Source organism: Dyadobacter sp. Leaf189 (assembly GCF_001424405.1).
In the GTDB taxonomy this organism is placed as follows: Bacteria; Bacteroidota; Bacteroidia; order Cytophagales; family Spirosomataceae; genus Dyadobacter.
In genome coordinates this window covers 208,632-232,536 of record NZ_LMPS01000008.1, presented here as the reverse complement: position 1 = coordinate 232,536, position 23,905 = coordinate 208,632, and the positions used below count along the sequence as shown (strand labels likewise).

Annotated in this window: 23 protein-coding genes; 16 read left to right on the top strand and 7 right to left on the bottom strand. The window is 47.4% G+C overall.

From position 1 onward, the window contains the following. The first annotated feature begins 19 nt into the window (after positions 1 to 19). From ASG33_RS24080 to ASG33_RS24070, 3 genes are all read left to right on the top strand, one after another. Positions 20 to 1,054, top strand: a complete 1,035-nt coding sequence (locus tag ASG33_RS24080) for a quinone-dependent dihydroorotate dehydrogenase (protein ID WP_056291547.1) — start codon at positions 20 to 22, stop codon at positions 1,052 to 1,054. Positions 1,055 to 1,089: 35 nt separating this feature from the next. Continuing rightward, positions 1,090 to 3,621, top strand: coding sequence for a DNA translocase FtsK (locus ASG33_RS24075; protein WP_056291545.1), 2,532 nt, complete (start codon positions 1,090 to 1,092; stop codon positions 3,619 to 3,621). 71 nt (positions 3,622 to 3,692) lie between these two features. Beyond that, on the top strand, positions 3,693 to 4,337 hold the full coding sequence (locus ASG33_RS24070) for an outer membrane lipoprotein carrier protein LolA (protein ID WP_056291544.1): 645 nt from the start codon (positions 3,693 to 3,695) through the stop codon (positions 4,335 to 4,337). Between the two features lie 92 nt (positions 4,338 to 4,429). On the opposite strand, the gene ASG33_RS24065 is transcribed toward ASG33_RS24070, so the two are convergent. The 5 genes from ASG33_RS24065 to ASG33_RS24045 form a co-directional block, all read right to left on the bottom strand. Further along, positions 4,430 to 4,900, bottom strand: a complete 471-nt coding sequence (locus ASG33_RS24065) for a PA2169 family four-helix-bundle protein (protein ID WP_056291542.1) — start codon at positions 4,898 to 4,900, stop codon at positions 4,430 to 4,432. 145 nt (positions 4,901 to 5,045) lie between these two features. After that, a complete protein-coding gene (locus ASG33_RS24060) occupies positions 5,046 to 6,146 on the bottom strand; it encodes a DNA topoisomerase IB (RefSeq protein WP_229238838.1) in 1,101 nt (366 codons plus the stop codon). 191 nt (positions 6,147 to 6,337) lie between these two features. After that, positions 6,338 to 8,626 (bottom strand): ATP-binding protein, encoded by a 2,289-nt coding sequence (locus ASG33_RS24055; RefSeq protein WP_056291538.1) that lies wholly within the window; start codon positions 8,624 to 8,626, stop codon positions 6,338 to 6,340. A 5-nt stretch (positions 8,627 to 8,631) separates the two neighbouring features. Beyond that, positions 8,632 to 9,243 (bottom strand): biliverdin-producing heme oxygenase, encoded by a 612-nt coding sequence (locus ASG33_RS24050; protein ID WP_056291536.1) that lies wholly within the window; start codon positions 9,241 to 9,243, stop codon positions 8,632 to 8,634. A 29-nt stretch (positions 9,244 to 9,272) separates the two neighbouring features. Further along, entirely contained in the window at positions 9,273 to 9,716 is a 444-nt protein-coding gene (locus ASG33_RS24045; RefSeq protein ID WP_056291735.1) for a response regulator, read from the bottom strand. 259 nt (positions 9,717 to 9,975) lie between these two features. Between ASG33_RS24045 and ASG33_RS24040 the strand changes: the two genes are divergently transcribed. The 7 genes from ASG33_RS24040 (at position 9,976) to ASG33_RS24010 (ending at position 17,407) form a co-directional block, all read left to right on the top strand. Next, positions 9,976 to 10,539 carry a DUF4142 domain-containing protein gene (locus ASG33_RS24040; protein ID WP_056291733.1) on the top strand — a complete coding sequence of 188 codons (564 nt, stop codon included), beginning with the start codon at positions 9,976 to 9,978 and terminating at the stop codon, positions 10,537 to 10,539. A 190-nt stretch (positions 10,540 to 10,729) separates the two neighbouring features. Continuing rightward, positions 10,730 to 12,292 carry a sulfatase gene (locus ASG33_RS24035; protein ID WP_056291534.1) on the top strand — a complete coding sequence of 521 codons (1,563 nt, stop codon included), beginning with the start codon at positions 10,730 to 10,732 and terminating at the stop codon, positions 12,290 to 12,292. Positions 12,293 to 12,296: 4 nt separating this feature from the next. Beyond that, positions 12,297 to 13,733 carry an NAD(P)/FAD-dependent oxidoreductase gene (locus tag ASG33_RS24030; RefSeq protein WP_056291730.1) on the top strand — a complete coding sequence of 479 codons (1,437 nt, stop codon included), beginning with the start codon at positions 12,297 to 12,299 and terminating at the stop codon, positions 13,731 to 13,733. Positions 13,734 to 13,748: 15 nt separating this feature from the next. Continuing rightward, complete coding sequence (locus ASG33_RS24025; RefSeq protein ID WP_056291532.1) at positions 13,749 to 14,840, top strand: formylglycine-generating enzyme family protein; 1,092 nt, start codon at positions 13,749 to 13,751, stop codon at positions 14,838 to 14,840. A gap of 57 nt (positions 14,841 to 14,897) precedes the next feature. Continuing rightward, the gene (locus ASG33_RS24020; protein WP_056291529.1) at positions 14,898 to 15,491 is read left to right on the top strand and encodes an alpha/beta hydrolase; all 594 of its coding nucleotides are present in this window, start codon (positions 14,898 to 14,900) and stop codon (positions 15,489 to 15,491) included. A 95-nt stretch (positions 15,492 to 15,586) separates the two neighbouring features. Next, positions 15,587 to 16,189 (top strand): YceI family protein, encoded by a 603-nt coding sequence (locus ASG33_RS24015; RefSeq protein ID WP_056291727.1) that lies wholly within the window; start codon positions 15,587 to 15,589, stop codon positions 16,187 to 16,189. A gap of 72 nt (positions 16,190 to 16,261) precedes the next feature. Then, positions 16,262 to 17,407 carry a glycoside hydrolase family 130 protein gene (locus tag ASG33_RS24010; RefSeq protein ID WP_056291527.1) on the top strand — a complete coding sequence of 382 codons (1,146 nt, stop codon included), beginning with the start codon at positions 16,262 to 16,264 and terminating at the stop codon, positions 17,405 to 17,407. Between the two features lie 53 nt (positions 17,408 to 17,460). Here ASG33_RS24010 and ASG33_RS24005 read toward each other — a convergent pair whose 3' ends face one another. After that, on the bottom strand, positions 17,461 to 17,754 hold the full coding sequence (locus ASG33_RS24005; RefSeq protein ID WP_056291526.1) for a type II toxin-antitoxin system RelE/ParE family toxin: 294 nt from the start codon (positions 17,752 to 17,754) through the stop codon (positions 17,461 to 17,463). Then, positions 17,747 to 17,998, bottom strand: a complete 252-nt coding sequence (locus ASG33_RS24000) for a type II toxin-antitoxin system ParD family antitoxin (RefSeq protein ID WP_056291524.1) — start codon at positions 17,996 to 17,998, stop codon at positions 17,747 to 17,749. Before ASG33_RS24000 ends, ASG33_RS24005 begins: the two co-directional genes overlap by 8 nt. Positions 17,999 to 18,203: 205 nt before the next feature. On the opposite strand from ASG33_RS24000, the gene ASG33_RS23995 reads away from it, so the two are divergent. From ASG33_RS23995 to ASG33_RS23970, 6 genes are all read left to right on the top strand, one after another. After that, a complete protein-coding gene (locus ASG33_RS23995; RefSeq protein WP_409012548.1) occupies positions 18,204 to 18,755 on the top strand; it encodes a fasciclin domain-containing protein in 552 nt (183 codons plus the stop codon). Between the two features lie 270 nt (positions 18,756 to 19,025). Then, positions 19,026 to 19,760 carry a DUF1080 domain-containing protein gene (locus ASG33_RS23990; protein ID WP_229238847.1) on the top strand — a complete coding sequence of 245 codons (735 nt, stop codon included), beginning with the start codon at positions 19,026 to 19,028 and terminating at the stop codon, positions 19,758 to 19,760. A gap of 224 nt (positions 19,761 to 19,984) precedes the next feature. Further along, on the top strand, positions 19,985 to 20,836 hold the full coding sequence (locus tag ASG33_RS23985; protein ID WP_056291519.1) for a sugar phosphate isomerase/epimerase: 852 nt from the start codon (positions 19,985 to 19,987) through the stop codon (positions 20,834 to 20,836). Positions 20,837 to 20,977: 141 nt separating this feature from the next. Beyond that, entirely contained in the window at positions 20,978 to 22,021 is a 1,044-nt protein-coding gene (locus ASG33_RS23980) for a ThuA domain-containing protein (protein WP_056291517.1), read from the top strand. A 31-nt stretch (positions 22,022 to 22,052) separates the two neighbouring features. Further along, positions 22,053 to 22,880 carry a sugar phosphate isomerase/epimerase gene (locus ASG33_RS23975; protein ID WP_056291515.1) on the top strand — a complete coding sequence of 276 codons (828 nt, stop codon included), beginning with the start codon at positions 22,053 to 22,055 and terminating at the stop codon, positions 22,878 to 22,880. Positions 22,881 to 22,990: 110 nt separating this feature from the next. Beyond that, the gene (locus ASG33_RS23970) at positions 22,991 to 23,800 is read left to right on the top strand and encodes an alpha/beta fold hydrolase (protein WP_056291512.1); all 810 of its coding nucleotides are present in this window, start codon (positions 22,991 to 22,993) and stop codon (positions 23,798 to 23,800) included. Positions 23,801 to 23,905 lie beyond the last annotated feature (105 nt).

Genomic DNA, 23,905 nt, shown 5'->3' with positions numbered 1-23,905 from the left:
AACCACCTATTTTTGCAGCATGTATAAAATCCTCATTTCCCCTATACTTTTCCTGTTTGATGCGGAGCGGATCCATTATTTTGTGACCGACCTGCTGCATTTTGCATTCAAAATCCCGTTCGTGCCCCAGTTATTGCGGTCGATGTACACATTTGAGCATCCCGACTTGGTGACCGAAGTAGCAGGGTTGCGGTTCAGGAACCCCGTGGGACTTGCGGCCGGGTTTGACAAAAATGCCGAAATGGTCGATCAGCTGGAAGCATTGGGCTTTGGTTTCATCGAGATCGGAACAGTAACTCCCCGCCCGCAGCCGGGAAATGACAAGCCGAGATTGTTCCGGTTAAAAAAAGACAAGGCGCTCATCAACCGGATGGGTTTTAATAATAAAGGCGCTGCTGTGGCGGCGGCTAAGCTTAGTAAACGCAAATCGGGGATTTTGGTAGGAGGGAATATCGGTAAGAACAAGGATACACCCAACGACCAGGCATTGAGCGATTACCTGATCTGTTTCCGCGAGTTGTTCGACGTGGTTGACTATTTTGTTGTCAATGTAAGCTCCCCCAACACGCCGGGCCTGCGCGACTTGCAGGAAAAGGCACCGCTTACTGCATTGCTGAAAGAGCTTCAACAAAAGAATCGCGAGAAGTTTAATCCAAAACCTATATTTTTAAAGATTGCTCCGGATCTGACCACCAGTCAGCTGGACGATATCATCGATATTGTAAAAGAAACCGGAATCGCCGGCGTGATTGCAACCAATACTACAATCGCCCGGGATAACCTTCGTACCAGTGCTGAGGAGATCGGACAAATAGGTGCGGGCGGGCTAAGCGGGGCGCCACTTACACATCGGTCAACGGAAGTTATTCGTTACATTTGCGATAAATCGGATCATGCTTTTCCAGTCATAGGCGTAGGTGGAATATCCTCGCCAGCGGATGCATTGGAGAAGAAAAATGCAGGTGCTGCATTGATTCAGTTATATACCGGATTCATCTATGAAGGTCCGGGGCTCGCGAAGAACATTTGTAAGTCCCTGATCAGAAATAGGTAGAAAATTACCTTTCACGCATCCCAGAGTTGAAATAAATGTCTGTTAATAAGCCAAGAGCAAACACACAACGTGCGAAAGCGGAGGAAGCTGCGGAGCCGCGCATTCGCTTCTCTTTTGATTGGGAGCAAATTTTTTCAAGTCCAAAAGGTACGTTCGCCTGGGGGACTTTTTTCATTTTGCTGGGAATCTTCCTGGAAATCGCCTTTATCTCCTATATCGTCACAGGTATCTCCGATCAGAGCGTGATCGATGGCCTGGGGCAGCAGTCGATCCGTGATGCGGGCCGGCAAACGCGCAACTTCTTCGGGGTACTTGGTGCGGTGATATCTCACTTCTTTGTTTACAGGTGGTTTGGCGTGGGCGCATTGCTGCTCCCGCTCGTGCCCATTGTGGCCGGCTGGAAAATAGCCTTTGACAAAGAAATACTCCCGCTCAACCGTACTACGAAGGAAGTGATTTTTTTCACATTGTGGATCAGCGCATTGATGGGCTATGTGATCCTGATGAGCAATACGGAAAGTACCATGAGCTTCGTCTCCGGCGGCATTGGTTACATGGTCAACGTGGCGCTGTTTGATTGGCTGAAATGGGGAAGTATCCTCCCGATCATTTTCGCATTGTTTGTCTTTGCCGTGTTCTTCTACGATGCCCGCTCTGCTTACGAAGCCTGGCAGCAGAAAAACGCCCGTCCGGAAGTAGCGCCCGAATTGAATGGCGCAGCACCTGCAGTAGCAGCTGAGGAGAAGGTACCAGCAGAGAAGGTAGCTGAGCCAGCGAAAGGTTTTGCAGCAGTTGTAAACGATACCTATGACGATGAACTGCCTGCTGATGAAGATGACGATGAGGAAGAGTTACCGGAAGAAGAGCCGGAATTGATACTCGAACAGGAAAAGGTGATCGCAGCACCAGTGCCGGTAATACCTGTTGTGCCTGTCGCCCCGGTTGAAACAAGGCTGGAACTGGAAGTGGAAGATACTACTCAAGTCGCTGAGCCTGCGCCGGAGGAGTTTGAAGACGAGGATGTAAATGCGTCTATCCTGAGAGAATTCGGCCAGTATGATCCGATGCTCGATTTGCCTTCCTACCATTTTCCGAAAGTGGATCTGCTGAATGAAGTGGAAGATAACCACCACGAAAAAGTAAGTCAGGAAGAGCTGGAAAGCAATAAAACCAAAATTGTAGATACGCTCGGAAGCTACGGGATCAATATATCCAAGATCAAAGCTACGATCGGCCCGACTGTTACATTATACGAGATTATCCCGGAAGCAGGTGTCCGTATTTCGAAGATCAAAAACCTGGAAGGAGATATTGCATTAAGTCTTGCTGCATTGGGTATCAGGATTATTGCACCTATGCCGGGACGCGGGACAATCGGTATTGAGGTACCTAATAAAAACCGTGAGACTGTTTTTGCACGATCGGTGCTGGCCAATGAGCGTTTCCAGAAGTCTAATTACGATCTGCCCATTGTTTTGGGTAAAACGATTTCAAACGATATTCACATTGTTGACCTTGCCAAAATGCCCCACTTGCTTATGGCGGGTGCAACCGGACAGGGTAAGTCGGTCGGCTTGAATGTGATCCTGGCTTCGCTGATATATAAGAAACACCCGGCTGAGCTGAAATTCGTACTTGTCGATCCAAAAAAGGTAGAACTTACCTTGTTCAACAAACTGGAAAGGCACTTTTTAGCCAAGTTGCCGAATGCAGAGGAGGCAATTATAACAGATACCAAAAAGGTTATTTTCACCTTAAACTCTTTGTGTATCGAAATGGATTCGCGCTACGACCTGTTGAAGGAAGCGGCTGTAAGAAACCTGAAAGAGTACAACGCGAAATTCGCCCAAAGAAGACTGAACCCCGAAAAAGGCCACCGGTTCCTGCCTTACATCGTACTTGTGATCGATGAGCTTGCGGATTTGATGATGACGGCCGGAAAGGAAGTTGAAACGCCCATTGCCCGGCTTGCACAGCTGGCACGTGCAGTTGGTATTCACCTGGTAGTAGCTACCCAGCGGCCTTCCGTGAAAGTCATTACAGGTTTGATCAAAGCCAACTTCCCTGCACGTTTGTCATTCCGGGTAACATCCAGCATTGACTCGCGGACTATTCTGGATATGGGTGGTGCGGAGCAGCTGGTAGGACAGGGAGATATGCTGCTGGCGATCAACTCGGAAGTGATCCGTCTGCAATGTCCGTTTATCGACACCCGTGAAATTGAAGATGTCTGCGAATTTATAGGAAGCCAGCGCGGCTACGACGAAGCTTATGCATTGCCTGAATACGAAGGCGAAGATGCTTCGGAAGGAAAAGCTGAACTGAATCCTGACGATTTTGACGGCTTGCTGCCCGACGCGGCACGATTGATCGTCACGCACCAGCAGGGCAGTACCTCACTGATCCAGCGCAAAATGAAGCTCGGCTACAACCGCGCAGGCCGGATCATGGACCAGCTGGAAGTGCTCGGCGTAGTAGGTCCGTTTACCGGAAGCAAGGCGCGCGACGTCATGTTCCACGACCTGAGCGGCCTCGAAGAGCACCTGCGTGTGATGGGCGTAAATTAAACCTTCATTTTTCGTGATGGTCTAAGATTTGTACAACCTCATAATCAATTTAACTTACTGAAAACCTCAATATGAAAAATCTGAGAATAAATGCGTGCTTACTTATTGCTATGTTGATCGCCGTCAGCTCTGCTGCATTTGCGCAGGGTGATAAAAGGTCATCTGCAATTCTGGAAGCAATGAGCAACAAATATCAGAAGATCAAATCCTTCAAAGCCGCATTTACCTATTCGCCCGAAGGAGGCAAGCCACTGAAAGGCGAGGCAACTGTAAAAGGTACAAAGTTCAGGCTGAAAATGGCCGGACAGGAGATCTTCAACGACGGGAAGCTGATGGCGACATATATCAAGGAAACCAACGAAGTAAACCTGCAGGATTTTGATCCGACAGCAGGCGGCGACCTTGACCCGACGAGAATTTATTCAGCTTACAAGAAAGGCTTTAAATATGCTTTTTTGAAAGAGAAAAAAGAAGGCGCCAAGTCCCTGGAAGTGGTGGAGCTTACATCTACCAACAAAAGCAGCCAGGTTGATAAGGTGCAGATTGAAGTAAATAAGGCAGACAAGTCCATTAACAGCTGGAAAATATTCCAGAAAAACGGACAGCAGGTAACCTACAAAGTCGATCAGTTTCAACCTGATGTAGCGGTAGCTGATACTTACTTCACCTTCAATGCAAAACAATATCCCGGCGTGGAAGTGGTTGACCTTCGATAAGAACAAAGCAATTTGTTTTGAAAAAAGAAAAAGGCGAAATCAATCGATTTCGCCTTTTTCTTTGCTAGTGTGTGCTGGTGTGTTATTGGCTTTTAGCTGTTGATTGCCTGATGTACATCGCGGTACTTTTTGATCAGGTTATGTGATTCGAGCAGTTCGGCTTTCTGGTTAGCGATGATCTGTCTGATGTTTACCGGCAGATCAACATCGGTTGCCAGTGCGTCGTCGTAGGCTTCCTGTGCGGCATCTTCACCATATTCGCAGCTTTCAAGGGCAGACTGTCTGTCGTGGCCTGTGAATGTAGCTTTGATGTCCATCCAAACCCGGTAAATCTTACCTGAGTTGGTTGTGCCGGTAGCGATTTCTCCGCCCAGGGTTCTGATTTCAGCGCTCAGCTCATTGATATTCTCACGGCTCTCATTAGCCATTTTTTGAAAAATTCCTCTCAGGTCGATGTCGATATCCTCAACCTCATTAATCGCTCTTTCGTAGCCTTCAATGCGGTCGTTATTAATTCTGATCAGGTCGTTTAATACCTCAACTAAATTTTCATTGGTTTCCATGATCTATTCTTTTTAGTGTTGATGATTTCTTATTTGTAATGCTAAACAAAAATGCTGTGCCAAGAGGTTACATATTGTTCCATTGAACCTGAGCCCAACTTCTGCAAGCGTATATGTAGGAATTCTTGCCCGGCTGGCGAATTTTTCACGATTTTGGATGTGCAAGAAGCGATTTTACCCTCTGCTCGCTGGCAGAAAACCATTTCATTTCTTCTACGTCTTTGCCAGCGAAACGCTTGATCCGGTCGTTTTCATAAGCCAGGAAAACCGCGGGGTGCACATAGTACTTTTTGCAAACTGCCCGTGTATTCCCCAAATGCGCCGCTACTACATCAAGACAGGTATTCAGGGTTCTTGTCAGTTGGCGCTGAGAGGATGGTTTTTCCTGCGTACAGAGATATTCAAATGCAGTCACAGTCCCCATCCAGGTCCTGAAATCCTTGGCCGAAAAGTGAGAACCGGTATGTTCACGGATGTAGTCATTGACCTGCCTGGCATTGAGCGCACATTTGCCGCCTGCTTCCGAGGTATACTGAAACAGCCTTTTTCCGGGCATTTCTTTGTACTGCTTGACCAATCTGGCGAGCTGTGTATCTCGCAGGGTAATATCCTGTTTGATTCCCTTTTTTCCTGTAAATACAAACCGGATACGACTTCCCGTAACAGTAGCTGCGCGGGCGTCGAGCGTGGTAATGCCCGATGATCCGTGTTTCAGTTTATAGCGCTGATTGCCCACGCGAATGCAGGTTTTGTCCATTAACTTTACCACCAAAGCAATGGACTTGTTCAGATCGAAATCGCGCCTTCTGAGATCGTGCTCCACCTGTTCCCTGAGTGCAGGAAGTGCATCAGAAAAGGTAAGCAGCCGGAAGTATTTGGTTTGATTACGGATCAGGTTCCATTGTGGGTGGTACCGGTACTGTTTCCTGCCGGCATCGTCTATCCCTGTGGCTTGCAAATGCGCATTCAAATCATTGCTGATCCACACTTCCTTCCATGCGGGAGGCAGTACCAGCGACTTGATCCTTTTGATAACCTCTTTGTCCTTAACCCTGTTTCCCTGTGGATCTACATAAAAGAAGCGCGGTGACTTTCCTCTGCGCAGGTACCCGGGCGCGTAGCCCGATTTGATATAATTCAAACCCACAGCTGCGGCTGTCAGCGCGGGATCTTTTCTTAACTTTTTAATCTGTCGTGCGGATATTTCAGGTACTTCCGTGAGCGTCCCTACTGCGGTTGCTTGCATGTTCACAATCATTTACTTTCTAGGCCTTTGTTATAACAAAGTAGTACCAGCGGAAAGAGGTGAGACGCGCCGCAACAAATACTTCTAAATCAGCATCTCAGCGAGGTTGTTATAAACAAAAATTCCTCAGCCGGGCCCGTATCAGGCTTTGCTGAGGAAGTATATACTCAGTTTGAATTTCAGGTTTGAAGCTATTCTACCGGAAAGTACGCATTGAAGATAGAGCCTACTCCCAGTTCGGAAGAGGCAATCAGGAAGCCTTTATGGTTTTCCATGATCTTTTTACAGATCGCGAGCCCGATACCTGTTCCGGGATAACGGTGCGCAGGATGCAGCCGCTGGAATACGTCGAATATCCGCTCCTTGTATTCATCTTCGAAGCCGATCCCATTATCTATGAATGCAATGCGATAATACGGGGCGTCGGCAACAGCCTTGTCTTCACCAATTTCGCTTCCATTCACTTTCGACACGCGAATGTGGATCAATGGTGCAACTTCCGGAGTTGTAAACTTGATTCCATTGCTGATCAGGTTTACAAACAGCTGGCGGATCTGGAATGGGATTACTGACAAAACGGGCAGCTTGTCAAAGGTTACCACCGCCTTTTTCTCTTCGATCGTGTCCCGTAAATCCTTGATCACGGTCGCGGCAATTTCATTCAGGTCCACCTGCTCGTATACCTTTTCCATATTCCCGGTTTTGGAATAAGTCAGGATATCTTCAATCAGCGCCTGCATTTTTTCGGCAGCAAACCGCATTCTTTCTACCGAATCCTTCACTTGTGCCGAGAGGTACGGATCTTCGCGGTCGAGTACCTTGGAAGCAAATATCTGTATTTTCCGGAGCGGCTCTTTCAAGTCGTGCGTGCTGATCCAGTTCAGGTTAGCCAGCTCTTTATTAGCCGTTTTCAGTTCTTCATTCAGGATACGGTTTTTATCCTCTTGTACCTGGATGAGCTGGTAGTTAATGTGCTTCTGCAATGCATACGAGAAATTGGAAGCAGCGCTGAGCTCCAATTTTCTCCACGGCAGACTCTTATCTTTTACCTCAACCATCCACAGCTCAAAGGATTTCCTGGGTGAAAGGCGGAATCCGTCTTCGTTATTCAAGATTGCTTTATCGGGATTTCCGGCCCAGTTGATCGTTTCAACTTTCTCCGACCTGATCCACATAATACCGTCAGGGTTCATGGAGGCTACCGAATGATAAATGATACCAGCGGCAGAGTTCGAAAAAGATTTGGCTTCGGGAAAAATGTCCGAGATACTATCTGTGTGAAAACCCTGCGTCGGATACCTTTCGGCTAGCTTTGTCATCAAAGTGACCAGCTCTTCGTCGCTGGGAACAATGCCATTTTTATATAACTGTCCATTGTAATAGATCACAGCCCCTGTTGCATTGGCAAGTTTGAGCAGGGAAGGCGATTGGTGGCAAGCTTCTATAAAGTCCTCATTTTCGTGCAGCAGCGTAAGAGAATCCGAAAGCGCCTTATCTACTTCCTGACCTATTTCAAATTCCTCCGCAGTTTCCCTCACCGCGATCTGCGACGTAAGAAAATGCCCTTGAAGCAAGGCAGAAAGCCGCGTGTAATGGGGCAGCACTTTGGGAGAATAATGGTGACACGCTATCAAACCCCACAGTCTTCCGTTTTGCAGAAGAGAAATCGTCAATGTGGCGCCTACCCCCATATTTTTCAAATATTCAATGTGAATAGGGGATACACTCCTCAAAATGGAGAGGCTCAGGTCGAGGGATTGGTTGCTTTTAGTATTTCCCTCATCAATGGTCAGCAAACGTACAGGCTCGTAATTTATGTCCGCGATCATACGCAGCGGGTTACGGATATACAGCTCGCGCGCCTGAACAGGAATGTCCGTATGCGGGTACATCTGGCCGGCAAAAGAGTCGATCTCATCTACCTTGCTCTCGGCAATTACTTCGCCATTGTACTCGGTATCGAAACGGTAGATCATCACACGATCATAGCCTGTGATCTCCCGCGTTTCGTTCGCAATTTCCTGGCAAAGCTCCTGCAGGTAAGTCGTTTTTTCCAGTACGGACACAAAGTGCCTTGTCTGGTTATATAGGTTCGGTAAGTTGATCGTTCCGTCAGGAAACGGTTCAAATTCCAGTATAATGGTATCGCCACTCTGGTGTACAGTGGTGTTATAGGAAACCTCTTGCAGGGTAAATACAAATGGCTGTGCGGTATCAATAACCCGCGCAGTTGCGTAAGTGGCAAATTCGCTGGCCTGATCAGCCGGAACCACTTCTTTCAGTGACTTACCCAAAATCGCGTCTGGTGTCAGACCGATGTAGCTGCTGGTGTTCTCACTGCAGTATTCGATTCGGAGGGTGTCTTTTTTGATGCCAAACAGGAACCCGTGCGGTTGAATGCTCCCCGGAATGTGAATTGGTTCGCTTTCGCAATTCGTCAGATTAACGATGTCCCTGTTTACTATATCCTTAATGTTCATTTCGACTAAATATTTCTGTCGCTTAGCCAGCTGTTAATTACTGTAAAAGTTTTTTTGGCACTGTCGATAATGGTCGCACTGCTTTTACTCCCGGCGGCATATTGAGCAAGCAGCGACACAAACGATTTCCACATGCTGCCTGTCTGATCTCCATAACCCCAGAAGTAGGCCGCGCCACTTTCCGGATCCAGCCCGAGCTTGTTATGAACATGCTTGTAAATGATCTTCCCGCCCAGGGTCGAACCCTCCATGACATACATAATGCCCATTGCTTCCGGAGTGCCTGAACAATCAAACTGATGGATTGGCAAGTCGCGGATCTGATCGTCGCTCATTCCTGTACGGGACAAGTCTTTTACGATCAGCGCAGATTTGTACCTGCTATTCCAATCCGGTAAAATGTCTTTTAAGACTGGAAAAATCTGCAGTTCACAAGCCAGTGTAATTCCATAAATTTTTGACAAATACGCCTGATAATCGGATAGGGTAACAGCAGGGTCAAGTAACGTTTTGGAAAGCTGATTGTTTTCAAGAATTTGATGGCTTTCAGCAGTTTCAATTCTTAAATTCTTAATAAACGATTCTTGTTCATTCGCAATAACGGTCGTTTCATTCATATAAGAACGCTGATTCAAGCCTCAAAAAATTAGTTCGTAATCAAAAACTGTTCCACTTGTGTCGGAGTAGCCTGGTTAAGGCTGTGGAACAGGCACTTCTCCAGGACATTTACAAGTCCCGCGAAACTCGTAGGCTTTTGGATGTACAGGTTCGCTCCACCTTTATACGCCGATTCCCAAAGGTACTGGGCGACGGAGGTAGACAGGATAATGATGGGCGTGTCTTCAAAGCCGGGAGTAGCCCTGATTTCTTCAAGACATTCGAGCCCGTTTTTTACCGGCATATTCATGTCCAGAAAAATGAGGTCGGGTTTCGGCTCGGTGCTATGGATATTGTCTGTCAGCTCAACACCATTGGAGGCCACAGACAGTTGTGAATTTGGAGAGACTTGTTCTAATGCTTCACGAAATAAAAAAGTATCGTCGTCATCGTCGTCAGCGAGAAGAATCTGAAATTGTTTGTCCTGCGTCATTACTTTTCTCAGAAGCGGGGCTTCTTTTTCTTTCCTATTAACAGGTGAGGGTACGAATATAGTTGGCCAATAAGGGCAGCTAACAAAGCTAATATAACTTTTTTTTAAAAAATACATTCACTCCTTTCTTGAATAAGAAAATGTAGCGCCACACGGGTTGTAGGTGTAATTCTGGGTGATCGTCTGATAAAGGTAGACGGATCTTGGCACAATTTTTTCACCTGCTTGAATCAGAAATCACAAAAAAATTAAAATGTTTATGAAAAAGATCGCATTTACTTCGCTGGCACTGGCTACTATGATGGCATTTTCTGCTTGCAATTCCAATAAGACTGAGGATACTGCGGAAGTAGCAGAAGAGCAAAATGAGCAGAAGCTGGACGATACCAATCTGGAAGATGATTCAGAGTTTGCAGTAGCCGCTGCTGATGGAGGTATGATGGAAGTGCAGCTGGGCGAGCTGGCAAAAACAAATGCAGCCAGTGCGGATGTAAAGAAATTTGCAGAAACAATGGTAACCGAGCACGGGAAAGCCAACGATGAGCTGAAAGCGCTGGCCCAGCAGAAAAACATCACGCTGCCTGCGATGCTGAGCAACGACAAGCAAAAGAAATATGACGACCTGGCGGCGAAGAAAGGCGCCGACTTTGATAAAGCATACATCTCTTTTATGGTTGACGATCATAAAGAGGATATCAGCGAGTTTGAGGAAGCAGCGAAGGACGCCAAGGATCCGGACGTGAAATCGTGGGCAGCAGGCAAAGTGCCAGCCCTGAAACACCATTTGGAAATGGCAGAGGCGATTAACAGCGCGAAGAAATAAGCACGCAAATTCCTCCCTGATCAGCCGGAAACCGCCAAGGTTCCGGCTTTTTTGTGTTTTTAATGGTTGAGTTTTGAGAAGAAATAGACAATTTGAACTTTTAATCTGAGGTAGCTCAAAGTCAAAAATGCGTAAATATTTGATTAATCATCTGCAATAAGCTTATTTTGTCTATCAATTTAATAGAGTTATGCTTACAGATCTCTTGTTCTCTTTTCGAAAAGCCGTTTTTGTCGCTGGATCGGCTATTTTGTCTATTGGTTTCGCTGCTGCACAAACAGCCAGCCGCCCTAACATTATTTTCATTTTCTCCGATGATCACGCTTACCAGGCGATCAGCGCGTATGGAAATAAGTATGTTAAAACACCCAATATCGACCGCATCGCCAGAGAAGGCGCATTGCTGACGAATAACCTGGTTACCAATTCCATTTGCGGGCCGAGCCGGGCTACTTTGCTTACCGGTAAGTACAGCCACTTAAATGGCTATAAACGAAATGACAATACCCGCTTCAACACCAATCAGACGCTGCTCTCGGAAACCCTCCGACAGAATGGATACCAGACAGCCTGGATCGGGAAAATGCATTTAAATAGTCTGCCGGCCGGTTTCGACTACTGGAATGTACTGCCAGGGCAAGGCAGCTATTACAATCCCGATTTCATAGGTCAGCCCAATGATACTACGCGCCACACCGGCTATGTTTCTGATCTGATCACGAAATTTTCGACGGAATGGCTGGACAAGCGGGACAACTCAAAACCTTTTTTCCTCATAGTAGGGCACAAAGCTACCCACCGCGAGTGGCTGCCGGACTTGCAGGACCTCGGTGCTTATGACAATGTGAATTTCCCACTTCCCTCGAATTTTTACGATGATTATAAAGGAAGAGCCGCCGCGCTGGACCAGGATATGTCCATTGAAAAAACAATGCGGCTGAAACAGGACTTGAAAGTAAATGCCGATTTTGACAAAGACTGGACTTATAATCGTTTTAATGCAGACCAGAAAAAGGTATTTAAAGGATATTATGACAAGATATCAAAGGAATTTGCGGATAAAAAACTGACCGGAAAAGCACTCACCGAATGGAAGTACCAGCGTTACCTGCGTGATTACTACTCCGTGGCGAAATCGCTGGACAGGAACATTGGCAAGCTGCTTGATTATCTGGACAAGAGTGGACTGGCGAAGAATACGGTGGTGATCTATGCTTCGGACCAGGGATTTTACCTGGGCGAGCACGGCTGGTTTGACAAGCGTTTTATTTACGAGGAATCATTGAAAACGCCATTTGTGATCCGCTACCCTGGTGTAATCAAGCCGGGAACGCGTAACAATGACCTGGTTGTGAATATCGATTGGGCGCCTACCGTACTGAACATCGCAGGTGTGAAAGTGCCGGCTGACATGCAGGGTAAATCGTTTTTACCAAGACTTCAAAGCGGGCAGACTGCGCAGGTTCCGTGGCGGAAAGAGGCATATTACCATTACTATGAATTCCCGCAACCTCACCACGTGTATCCGCATTTCGGTTTGAGAACGAACCGCTACAAGCTGGCTTATTTTTACGGAGGACCTGATTCCTGGGAGCTTTTTGATTTGCAGAAAGATCCTACCGAGGTCAATAACATTTATGGCACAAAAGGAACAGAGTCCATTGCTGCCGACCTGAAAAGCAAGTTGAAGGTTCTGATGGAAGAGTACAAGGATGAAGAAGCATTAAAGGTGCTTGCATCTGCTAAAAAATAACAACGTGAGTGGTAATCGATATGATGCGGTGGTGGTCGGAGCTGGTCCAAACGGACTGGCGGCAGGGATTACGCTGCAACGTCGTGGATTATCGGTCTTGATTGTGGAGGCAAAAGAAACGATTGGCGGCGGAATGCGGAGTGCCGAGCTGACATTGCCGGGTTATGTTCACGACGTTTGTTCGGCGGTGCACCCGATGGCCTTGATGTCGCCATTCTTCAAAAGTATCCCTTTGCGCGAGTTGGGGGTGGAATTTATCCAGCCAACGTTTGCTGCAGCGCATCCTTTTGACGATGGGAATGCCGCAATCCTGGATCAGTCGGTTGCGAAAACGGCAGATAGCCTGAGTGTGGACAGGTCTGCATACATGGACTTCATGGGCGGGCTGGTAGACATTATCCCGGACATTTTACCCGATCTTTTAGGTCCGTTAACCTTTCCGAAACATCCGCTGAAACTGGCGAATTTCGGATTGAAAGCATTGCCGCCTGCAACGTGGTCGGCAGGGAGGTTTAAAGCGAAAGAAGCCAGAGGATTATGGGCGGGAATGGCGGCGCATTCCATTCAACCACTTGAAAACGCTGCCACTTCTGCTTTCGGGATTATGCTGATGGCGGCGGCACATTTGTACGGCTGGCCGATTCCAAAGAGAGGAAGTCAGTCACTGGCCGATGCGCTTGCCACTTATTTCAAATCACTCGGAGGAGAGATCAGAACAAATTTCCGTGTGGGTAACTTGAATGAATTACCGGCCTCAAAAGCTATATTAATGGATGTTACCCCCAGGCAGCTTGTACAAATTGCCGGGAATGAACTTTCATCCTCGTATCGCAGCAGGTTACAAAGCTATCGTTACGGAGCTGGTGTCTTTAAAGTAGACTGGGCCCTGGAAGAACCAATACCATTTACGGCGGAAGCGTGCCGGCAGGCGGGTACCGTTCACATTGGCAATACCATTGAAGAAATTGCAAAGTATGAAGCCGGAATAGCAAAAGGCATTCATTTGGATAAGCCTTTTGTACTCGTAGCGCAGCAAAGCACATTTGATAATACCCGCGCCCCTGAGGGCAAGCATACAGCATGGGCATATTGCCACGTTCCTAACGGATCGACACGTGATATGACAGCTGCCGTTGAACAGCAGGTGGAGCGGTTTGCGCCAGGCTTCAGGAATTTGATAAAAGGCAGGAGTACAATGAGTCCGGCGCAGATGGAAGGATATAATTCCAACTACATCGGCGGCGATATCAATGGAGGCATTCAGGACATTTTTCAACTGTATTCAAGGCCCGTGTTGAGTGCGTCGCCTTACCGTACATCGGCGAAGCACATTTATATATGTTCTTCGTCAACACCTCCCGGCGGCGGGGTGCATGGAATGTGCGGCTACCACGCTGCTACGCAGGCATTGAAGGATATTTTTAAAGTAACTAACAATTAGTATTTAGTGAGATCAATGAAAACCAGTAGAAACAACCTTCAAAGATTGGCCCTGCTCGCGCTTGTTGCGGGTGCTGCTTTGGGTTGCGGAAGCAAAAAGAGCGCCGAGGAAAGAAAAGCAGACAGCATTGCCCAGTGCATCTCGGAAGGGATACCTTCCCGGGCGGCGGCAATCGCGAATGCAGTAAATATCACTGCGGGTACAGGCGACACGACAGGAATGGTGTGGATCAAAGGCGGGAAGTTTTTAATGGGCGCCGACGAATTCCCCGACTCCCGGCCCATGCACGAAGTGACGCTTGACGGGTTTTATATGGATGCGCACGAGGTAACCAATGCAGAGTTTGCTGCGTTTGTCAAAGCGACAAATTACAAGACCGTGGCAGAAAGGCCGCTGAACCCGGCAGATTACCCGGGAGTGCCTGCTGATAAACTGGTGCCGGGCTCTGCGGTGTTTACACCCACGTCCACGCGCGTGAACCTTGATAACCCGTTGCAATGGTGGAATTATGTGCCCGGCGCAAACTGGGCTCATCCCGAAGGTCCGCAAAGCTCGATTAAAGGGCGGGAGAACTATCCCGTGATCCACATTTCCTACGAGGATGCAGCTGCTTACGCCAAATGGGCTGGTAAGCGGCTTCCTACTGAAGCAGAATGGGAGTACGCGGCCCAGGGCGGAAAAGGTAACAACACTTACTATTGGGGCGATCAGCTCAAACCGGGCAACAAATGGGTGGCCAATATTTACCAGGGCAGCTTCCCTGACAAAAACACAAAGGAGGATGGTTACCTGGCTGCCGCGCCAGTGAAAACATTCCCGGCGAATCCGTACGGACTCTATGATATGGACGGAAACGTGTGGGAATGGTGCGAGGACCTGTATCGCCCGGATTACTATCAGAAAAGTGCGAAAGTCAACCCGACCGGGCCTGCCGATAGCTATGATCCCGACGAGCCCGGCGCTGTGAAGCGTGTACAACGGGGCGGGTCGTTTCTTTGCAGCGATGAATATTGCATTCGCTACAAAGCGGGCAGCCGCGGGAAAGGTGAGGTTACAAGCGGGAGTAATAATCTCGGTTTCAGATGTGTGTTGGTTGCGAAGAAGTAATATATTCCCGGTGTTTTTACTTAGAAAACGATTCACCTGTTAAGTTGTAGTATTATTATGCAGAGGTTCGAAGACACACATTTCCTGACAGTTCCGGGTCTTGCCAGTTCAGGACCGCAGCATTGGCAAACGATCTGGGAAGAACAGTATCCAGCGCATTTCAGCCGGGTACAACAGGAAAACTGGGACTGGCCGGTTAAGAACGACTGGGTAGGCCAGCTGCAAAAAGAAATCAGCGAGCTCACAGGTCCGACGATACTGGTTGCTCACAGTCTGGGCTGCATTACCGTGGCACATTGGGCGCAGGCGTTTCAGTCGGAACATATCAAAGGCGCATTGCTCGTCGCGCCGGCTGACGCGGACCTCTCAAAACGCCTGAACTTCGTGGTAGGTTTTACACCGGTCCCGACAGGGAAAATCAGCTTTCCCACGATTGTAGTGGCGAGTACCAATGATATGTATGCGAGTATCTCACGTTCACAGACATTTGCCGAACACTGGGGAAGCGAGTTTATCAATGTTGGCAAGAAAGGGCACATCAATGCAGTTTCCGGACTTTCGGATTGGAGTGAGGGAAAGGAGATCCTGTATAAGCTGAGCGGATCTGCATTGTTGAAGCCGTACGCAACTTTTAGCCCGAAAGTACCGTAAGGCATTTGAAACAGGAGTTCTATATTTCACTATATCTTTTTATATTACAAAAAAATCTTTCTCACTTTAAAATGACGGAATCCACTATGAAAAAAATGTTTCTTCTAGCCGCAGCCGGTTTGTTATTCAATGTTGCTGCAATTGCTGACGGGCCTGGCAAGACGAAGGTCGCAGACAAGACATTGAAGGTTGACACTAAAAGCAGCAGCGTAACCTGGGGAGCAAAAAAGGTGACAGGAACCCACGCAGGTACTGTTCCATTGGAGAGCGGCTCTCTGGTCGTTGACGGAGATAAGCTGAAAGGCGGGAGCTTTGTGGCAGATATCAAGAACCTCGTGGTAACTGATGTAACTGACAAGGATATGAACGGCAAGCTTACCGGCCACCTTAAAAGTGATGATTTTTTCTCTGTTGAGAAACACCCGCAAGCCAAGCTGGTTATCTCTTCGGTAACTCCGAAAGGCGCGAATGCGTATGATGTGACTGGTAAACTGACCATCAAAGGCATTACACAGGAAGTGAAATTCCCCGCTACCGTGAAATCAGACGCGCAAAAAGTAACTGCAAATGCGAAAGTAACGATTGATCGTACCAAATACGACATCAAATTCCGTTCAAGTAACTTCTTTGAAAACCTGGGCGACAAGGCAATTGATAATGATTTTACATTGGATGTAAACCTGGTGGCCAATAAATAATTACAAGTTTTCTTTGAAATAGGAAATCCGGTTTGAATATTCAGACCGGATTTTTTAATTTTTTACCAACCTATGAACAAATCGACTACCGGATTACTCTTCTGCCTCGCGCTTGTTTTCGGCGAAGTGGCTGCTCAAAAGGAAAACAAATTGCCTGACTGGACTTTCGGTGGGTTCAAACGTCCGGCCAATGTAAATCCTGTGATTTCACCGGATAGCACCTCCACATTCTTCTGCCCGATGAACAAGAAGCAGATTGACTGGGAATCGAACGATACCTTTAATCCGGCCGCTGCTATCAAAGACGGCAAGATTGTAGTGCTTTACCGCGCGGAAGACAAAGCAGGTAAGGCGATCGGAAAGCGCACTTCGCGGCTTGGTTATGCGGAAAGTGAAGACGGGATCCATTTTAAAAGGAGAAAAGAACCCGTGCTGTTTCCCGCGGAAGACAGTCAGAAGGCAATGGAGTGGCCCGGCGGCTGTGAGGACCCGCGCGTGGCAGTTACCGAAGACGGCTTGTACGTTGTATTCTATACCCAATGGAACCAGGACAAAGCGCGCATTGGCGTTGCGACTTCAAGGGACCTGATCAAATGGGAAAAGCACGGGCCGGTATTCAAGAAAGCTTTTGGCGGTAAGTTCAACGAGATATGGACAAAATCGGGCTCGATTGTTACCAAACTGGTCGGCGACAAACAGGTAATTGCGAAAATCAATGGGAAGTACTGGCTGTATTTCGGCGAGGCGAATGTAAATGTGGCTACGTCAACAGATCTGATCAACTGGGAGCCTGTTGTGGATAATAACCAGAATCTGGTAAACCTGATCTCACCCCGCAAAGGCTATTTTGACAGCAATCTCACGGAATGCGGCCCGCCTGCGATTGTAACCGACAAAGGTATTGTCCTTTTATATAATGGTAAAAACGATAAAGGCGAGGATGGTGACAGGCAGTTTACGCCCAACAGCTACTGCGCCGGTCAGGTGCTTTTTGACAAAAATGATCCTTCCAAAGTACTGGCCCGTCTGGATAAACCATTCTTCCGGCCCATGGAAGCATTTGAAAAAAGCGGTCAGTACGTAGCCGGTACTGTATTCATTGAAGGAATGGTTTACCACAAGAAGAAATGGTATCTCTACTACGGCTGCGCCGATTCCCGGGTTGGTGTGGCAGTTTATGATCCTAAACAAAAACTGCCGGGCGATCCGCTTCCGTAAACTGAAACATACAAAGGAGCAAAGCCAAAGGCAATCGTATTTGCTTTGCTCCTTTAAAGATGCCTTTCTACATCCATGCTAACGTGAAGGATGCGAATAATCTCAGCTTTGTTCTCGGTTGAAAAACGGAAAAATATGTAATGCTTTCCGTACAAAGTTTTCTGGTAACCTTTTCGAACCTGATCAATAGCCTTGCCTTTTATTTTTCCGTCTCCTATCGCTTCGAAACTCGACAGCAGCCCGTCGAGATATTTTTCAGCTTGGTGCAAGGACCATTCATGAACTGTATATTCCCAAATTTTAATTAAATCATTCTCTGCAAGGCGGGTAAGTTTGTAATTACTCATTGCCTGAATGATCCTTTTTTAGTTTTGACTTAAAATCTGCCGGGTCAAAGTTTTCAGCCCAGCCGCTTTCTTCGCCTTCAATAAGTGCCTGTCTTAATAAGCTCAGCTTCTGCTCTTCTTGCTCTAATAATCGGAGACCTGCCCGAACCACTTCGCTGGTAGTAGCATACCGGCCCTCGGCTATCTGAGTCTGAATAAATGAATCAAAATGCTGGCCCATTGATATGGATGTATTTTTTCCCATTTTCCGTTTATTTAGATGTTAGACCAAAGTTACCAATTTTTGGTAACTATTTCCTTCGTCGTTCTACACTTGATTTTTCCTCAGATACCCGTGCTTTACCCTCTGTTGCAGCAACTGGCAGGCAATAATTTTCAGGCATTCAATCGATCGCAAGCCGATTGGCGTACATAAAGGAAATCACTAAACTAGATTTCTTATTATGAAAATGTCAACAAAAATCATGGGCTTGCTGCTCGCAGCGATGTTTACAACCGGATCCGCTTTTGCTCAAAAAGAAAAGACCGTGATGGTTGGTGGTGCTGCTATGTACCCTTCTAAAAACATCATTGAGAATGCAGTAAACTCCAAAGAGCACACTACGCTGGTAGCAGCTGTGAAAGCGGCCGGACTGGTAGAAACACTTTCGGGAACAGGTCCATTTACAGTTTTTGCGCCGGTTAACTCGGCATTTGAAGCACTTCCTGCGGGCACAGTTGATAATCTGTTGAAGCCGGAAAACAAAGGAACACTAACTTCGGTATTGACTTACCACGTGGTTCCTGGCAAAGTGGACTCGAAAGCAGTTGCGAAAATGATTAAAGACGGCGGCGGCAAGGCAATGGCGAAAACAGCACAAGGCGCGGAGCTTACATTTTCAATGAAGGGAAAAGATTTGATCGTAACCGATGCGAAAGGTAATTCAGCCAAAGTTACTACTGCCGATGTTTATCAATCGAATGGTGTAATCCATGTGATAGACAAAGTGTTAATGCCTTAATGAGCTTGTGAAGTTGGTTGTGTGAGTGAGTTGTTGTAAAAGCGGGAGGACCTTGGTCTTTCCGCTTTTTTATTTGCTGCGCACGCCTTCAAGCAGGTTAGTACAGGATAGTCGGCCAGATATTTTTAGGAATTTTTGGATATAATTTTCTGCTTTTTTAAGAGTATTAACTTTTATAAAAACCCTCTTGTAAGGGAAAGGCAGATTAAGGAAGTCACTAAACCTATAAAACCCATTCAAATGAATTTCAGATTTGTCAAAGCCGGTTTTATGCTGGCAGCTTTGCTGGTAATTGCAAGCCAGGCTACTTCGGTGGCCCAGAAGAAAGAGAAAGGGTTTGTTTCCATTTTTGACGGGAAGACCCTGAAAGGCTGGGAGTATGATGCAAAATACTGGCGCGTGGAGAATGGGAATCTGGTAGGCGAAATCACTCCGGAAACACTTCTTAAGACTAATTCCTTCATTGTTTGGCAAGGCGGCCAGCCGGCGGATTTTGAACTGAAAGGTTCGTTTAAAATCCAGCAGAGTGGTAATTCGGGCATTCAATACCGGAGCGAAAAAGTAGAGGATGTGCCGAATGCGTTGAGAGGATACCAGGCAGATATTGACGGAAAAAATACATATACCGGCCAGAATTACGAAGAACGCCGCCGCACAACACTGGCCTACCGCGGACAAAAAACGGTGATCAACGAGTACACAGGCGAAAAAACACCCGAAGGTGTACGCAGCAACATCAAAGCCAATGCCTGGAAAGGCTTCGAAGTAACCGGCTCACTTGGCGCTTCCGATTCCCTCAAAACACTAATCAAAAGCGAAGACTGGAACACCTTCCATCTGGTGATCAAAGGCAACCGTTTGCAACATTATATCAACGGCGTACTTATGAGCGAGGTGACAGACAATGACACCTACAATGGTCGCAAAAAAGGCTATCTGGGTATGCAGGTGCACGTAGGCCCACCCATGAAAGTGGAGTTCAAGGATTTGAGGATTAAACAATAGCTTTTGGCTATTAGCCATTAGCTTTTGGCTGTTAGGTTAGGAGGAAGGAGGAAAGGGAGGAAGGACGAAGGAGAAAAGGAAAGACAAACAATAAAACAGCCCCCTAGGGGCAAAAAGTCAATTGCCCCGGGTTTCAACCCGGGGATCCAGAGCAAAGGATTTTTAAAAAGCTAATAACTAAAAGCTAATAGCTAAACTGCTAAAAGCTATTAGCCAGAAATATCATGAACAAAATTGGATTCAATGTACTTGCCTGGACGGCGTCGGTGTCGGATGATTTATTTCCGATTATTGACAGGCTGAAAGGCATCGGTTACGACGGTGTGGAATTTTATCTTGGACCGCAGGAATCGTCTGCTTACCAGCGAATGGGTGGATATACCAAAGACCTCGGCCTGGAAACAACAGCTGTGATGACTTTGGGTGCGGATGAAAATCCGGTAAGCGAGTCGGTTGAGGTACGTCAAAGAGCTTTGGATAAAATCAAATGGGCGGTAGACCGGGCACACGACCTGAATGCGAAAATCATTTGCGGGCCATTCCACTCAGCGCACACGGTTTTTGTAAATCGCCCTGCGGAGGACCAGGAATATGCATTGGCAGGAGAAGTACTGAATGCAGCTGCCGAATATGCCGCGCAGGCTAATATCACATTTGCACTGGAGGCGCTCAACCGGTTTGAATGCTATTTATGCAATACCATGGAGCAGCTGCAAAAGCTGGTGACAGCCGCCAATCACCCGAATGTGCGCGCGATGTTTGATACGCACCATTCCAATATCGAGGAGAAAAACTATGGTAACGCATTGCAAACCATCGCGCCGGTACTTGCCCACGTGCACATCAGCGAAAACGACCGCGGAACACCTGGTACCGGACAGGTTTTGTGGGATGATGCATTTGCGGGTTTAGCTGCCATCAATTATCAAGGCTGGCTTACAATCGAAGCATTTTCAAGAAACGACCCGGGCTTCGCCAATGCGATTGGCGTATGGCGGGAGTTTAACGAGCCCTGGGATATTGCCGAAAATGGCTACCGGTTTATCAGGGAGATGTGTTTGAAGCATGGATTGTAAGTGACTTCGGCTGTCGGTTTTCGGCAGTCGGCTTTTTTGCGATGGACTTCGTCATCGTGACCAGAGTCACCTATTAAGTTGATGTCGTAAGGACCTCAAACAGTAAACAAAAAGGCCGAAAGCCGAAGTAAACAAGTCACTATGACCCACAACCTGAAATTTCTCTTCTTGTTCTTCCTGCTTAGTTCTGCCGCATTCGCGCAGGGCGACGCTTCCGGATATCAAGTTGTTTACAAAGGCGATAAAGGGCCGGGATTGGATAAAAACATCGTTTTCATTGCTACCGATCATGAATACCGCAGTGAGGAGTCACTTCCTGCGCTGGCGCGGATTATGGCAAAACGTTATGGATTTACCTGCACAGTGATATGGGGCCTGGATGATGAGGGCAATATCCTGCCGGGCAGCTCCAATCTGAAAGGGTTGGAAGTACTTGATAAGGCCGATCTGCTGGTGATGTTCATGCGGTTTGCGCATTTTGAAGATAAGGAAATGCAGCATATTGATAAGTATATCCGGCGGGGCGGTCCGATTGTGGCTTTCCGCACATCTACACACGCATTTGAAATTAAAAATGACCCTAAATGGGAGCATTATACATGGAATTATAAGGGTGACAAAACTGCCTGGAAAGATGGTTTTGGAGAAGTGGTGCTTGGCGAAACCTGGGTGTCGCACTACGGTACCAATCACAAACAGTCTTCAAAATTGATCATCGAGCAATCAGAAGCCGCGCACCCGATTATGACCGGCGTGAAAGATGTATGGGTAGAATCCGGCGGGTATACTGCCGAACCGAAAGGTACTGTACTGGCGAGGGGACAGGTTTTGAATGGAATGACGGCCACTTCCGCACCGTATCCTACAAAAGAGTTGTTGCCGGTCGCCTGGATCAAAGAATACCAGGTGGAGGGCGGGAGCAAAGGAAAATCTTTTACAACTACCCACGGCGCCTCCGAAGATCTGCTGAACGAAGGCTTCCGAAGAATGGCAGTGAATGCCATGTTTTGGGGATTGGGGATGGAAAAGTCCATTAAGCCAACTAATAATATTGCATTTGTTGGCCCTTACAAGCCCACTACCTTCAATTTCAGCGGATACAAAGCCAATGTAAAGCCGGCCGATCTGGCTGGATTTGACTCGCTGATCATGCCTGGTAAGGTTGTGAAGAAAAAGGCGCCGTGATTTTAGTTTTTGACCAAACAGATTTAAAATAATGTCAGTACAACTTCCATTTCGTTTTGGTTCTGAGGTATATACCTGGTTTATGAGCGGCAACGGTAAAACGTATGAAGGCCGGCTCGGACACATGATTGAGGTTATTTCAAAGGCAGGTTTCAGTGGCATTCAACCTATTTTCACCTGGATGGGCGAGCTGGTTGATCCGGATCTGCTGGAAGCAAAATTAAGGGAGCAGAACATCGAGTTGGCTGCACTGGCACTGGCACTCGACTGGAACGAAGCCGAAGAAACGGAGCGGGAAAGGGAGGTTGCCGACCACGCGATCAGGGTACTGCAACGTTTTCCTGGTGCGATCCTGAACACAGTACAAATCCCGAGCGGAAGGCATAACCTTGCTCAGCGCCAGGCCAATCTGGTCAATATTGTGAATACAGTATCAAGACGGGCCGCTGAAAAGGGCATTCCGTGCAGCTACCATCCCAATTCCCCCCACACATCCATTATCCGCACGGAAGAGGATTACAAAATCGTACTCGAATCACTGGATATATCGGCTACCGGCTGGACGCCGGATGTTGGCCACATTATCAACGGCGGAATGGACCCGCTTTCTAAAATGAAAGAGTACGAGGCATTGATCAACCACGTGCATTTCAAAGATTGGGACGGCGCACCTGAGTTTGCATTAATGGGTAATGGAAGCGTGGACTTACTCGGGGTAACTCAGTGGCTGAAAGATATCAATTACAAAGGCTGGATCATCTGCGAAGACGAAGGCGCAGAAGCACTCGACGATCCGGATTACGTGACTTTGCACGACGGAAAGTGGATTCAGGAAAAGTTGATTCCGGGGTTGAGATGACTTTGGCAGTCGGCAATCGGCTTTCGGCTGTCATACTTTAATCGTAATTGATAATTTTTTAAACTAAAAAAGCTGACGGCCGAACGCCGAAAGCCGAAGTACCTCCAAGTATGCCCACTATTAAAACCAACGCAATAAACATGTACTACGAAGAGCGGGGTTCTGGTGAACCGCTGCTTTTGATCATGGGAATAACAGCTCCCGGGTCGGTCTGGAATGTGCATGTGGCGGATTGGAAGCATCATTTTCGCTGCATTATCGGGGATAACAGGGGGGTAGGGTTGACTGATAAACCAGCCGGGCCTTATTCCTCGGAGCAAATGGCCGACGATTATGCAGGTCTGCTGGACTCGCTTGGGTTGGAGAATGTGAATGTAATCGGCTGTTCAATGGGCAGTACCATTGCACAGCAATTGGCGATCAGGCATCCTCAAAAGGTAAAATCGCTCGTGTTAATGTGTCCCTGGGCGCGTTGCGACAATTATGCGAAAGGGTTGTTCCAGCATATCATGAATGCCAAAGCCAGGTTCAGGCCGGAGGAATTCAGTCTGTACATTCAATTGCTGATTTTCTCAAAATCGTCGTGGGACAATGCTGAAAAGCACGCAGATCTCGCGCAGGGCCGGCAACAGGACGCTTACGGTGCATTCCCGCAGCCTTTACACGGTTTGGAAGGGCAAGCAGCTGCTTGCATGAACCACAACGCACTGCCCGATTTGCACAAAATAGATAAACCAACCCTCGTGATCGGTGGACGGGAAGACATTTTTACCCCGGTGTGGATGGCGGAGGAAGTAGCAAATAGTATCCCGGGGGCAGAGCTGTTTTTGTACGAAAAACTAGGACACGCGTTTCATTTCGAGGATACGGAAGAGTTTAATGCCAGGGTGAGGGGTTGGCTGAAAACTTCGTCGAGCTAGCGTCTCGCTCAGGGTGACAAAGGTTTATTAAGAACAGTAAATTGAAGTGACAAAAGCTTATGAGAAGGATTAAATAACAGGGTTTTTCGACTTTTAATCTTTACA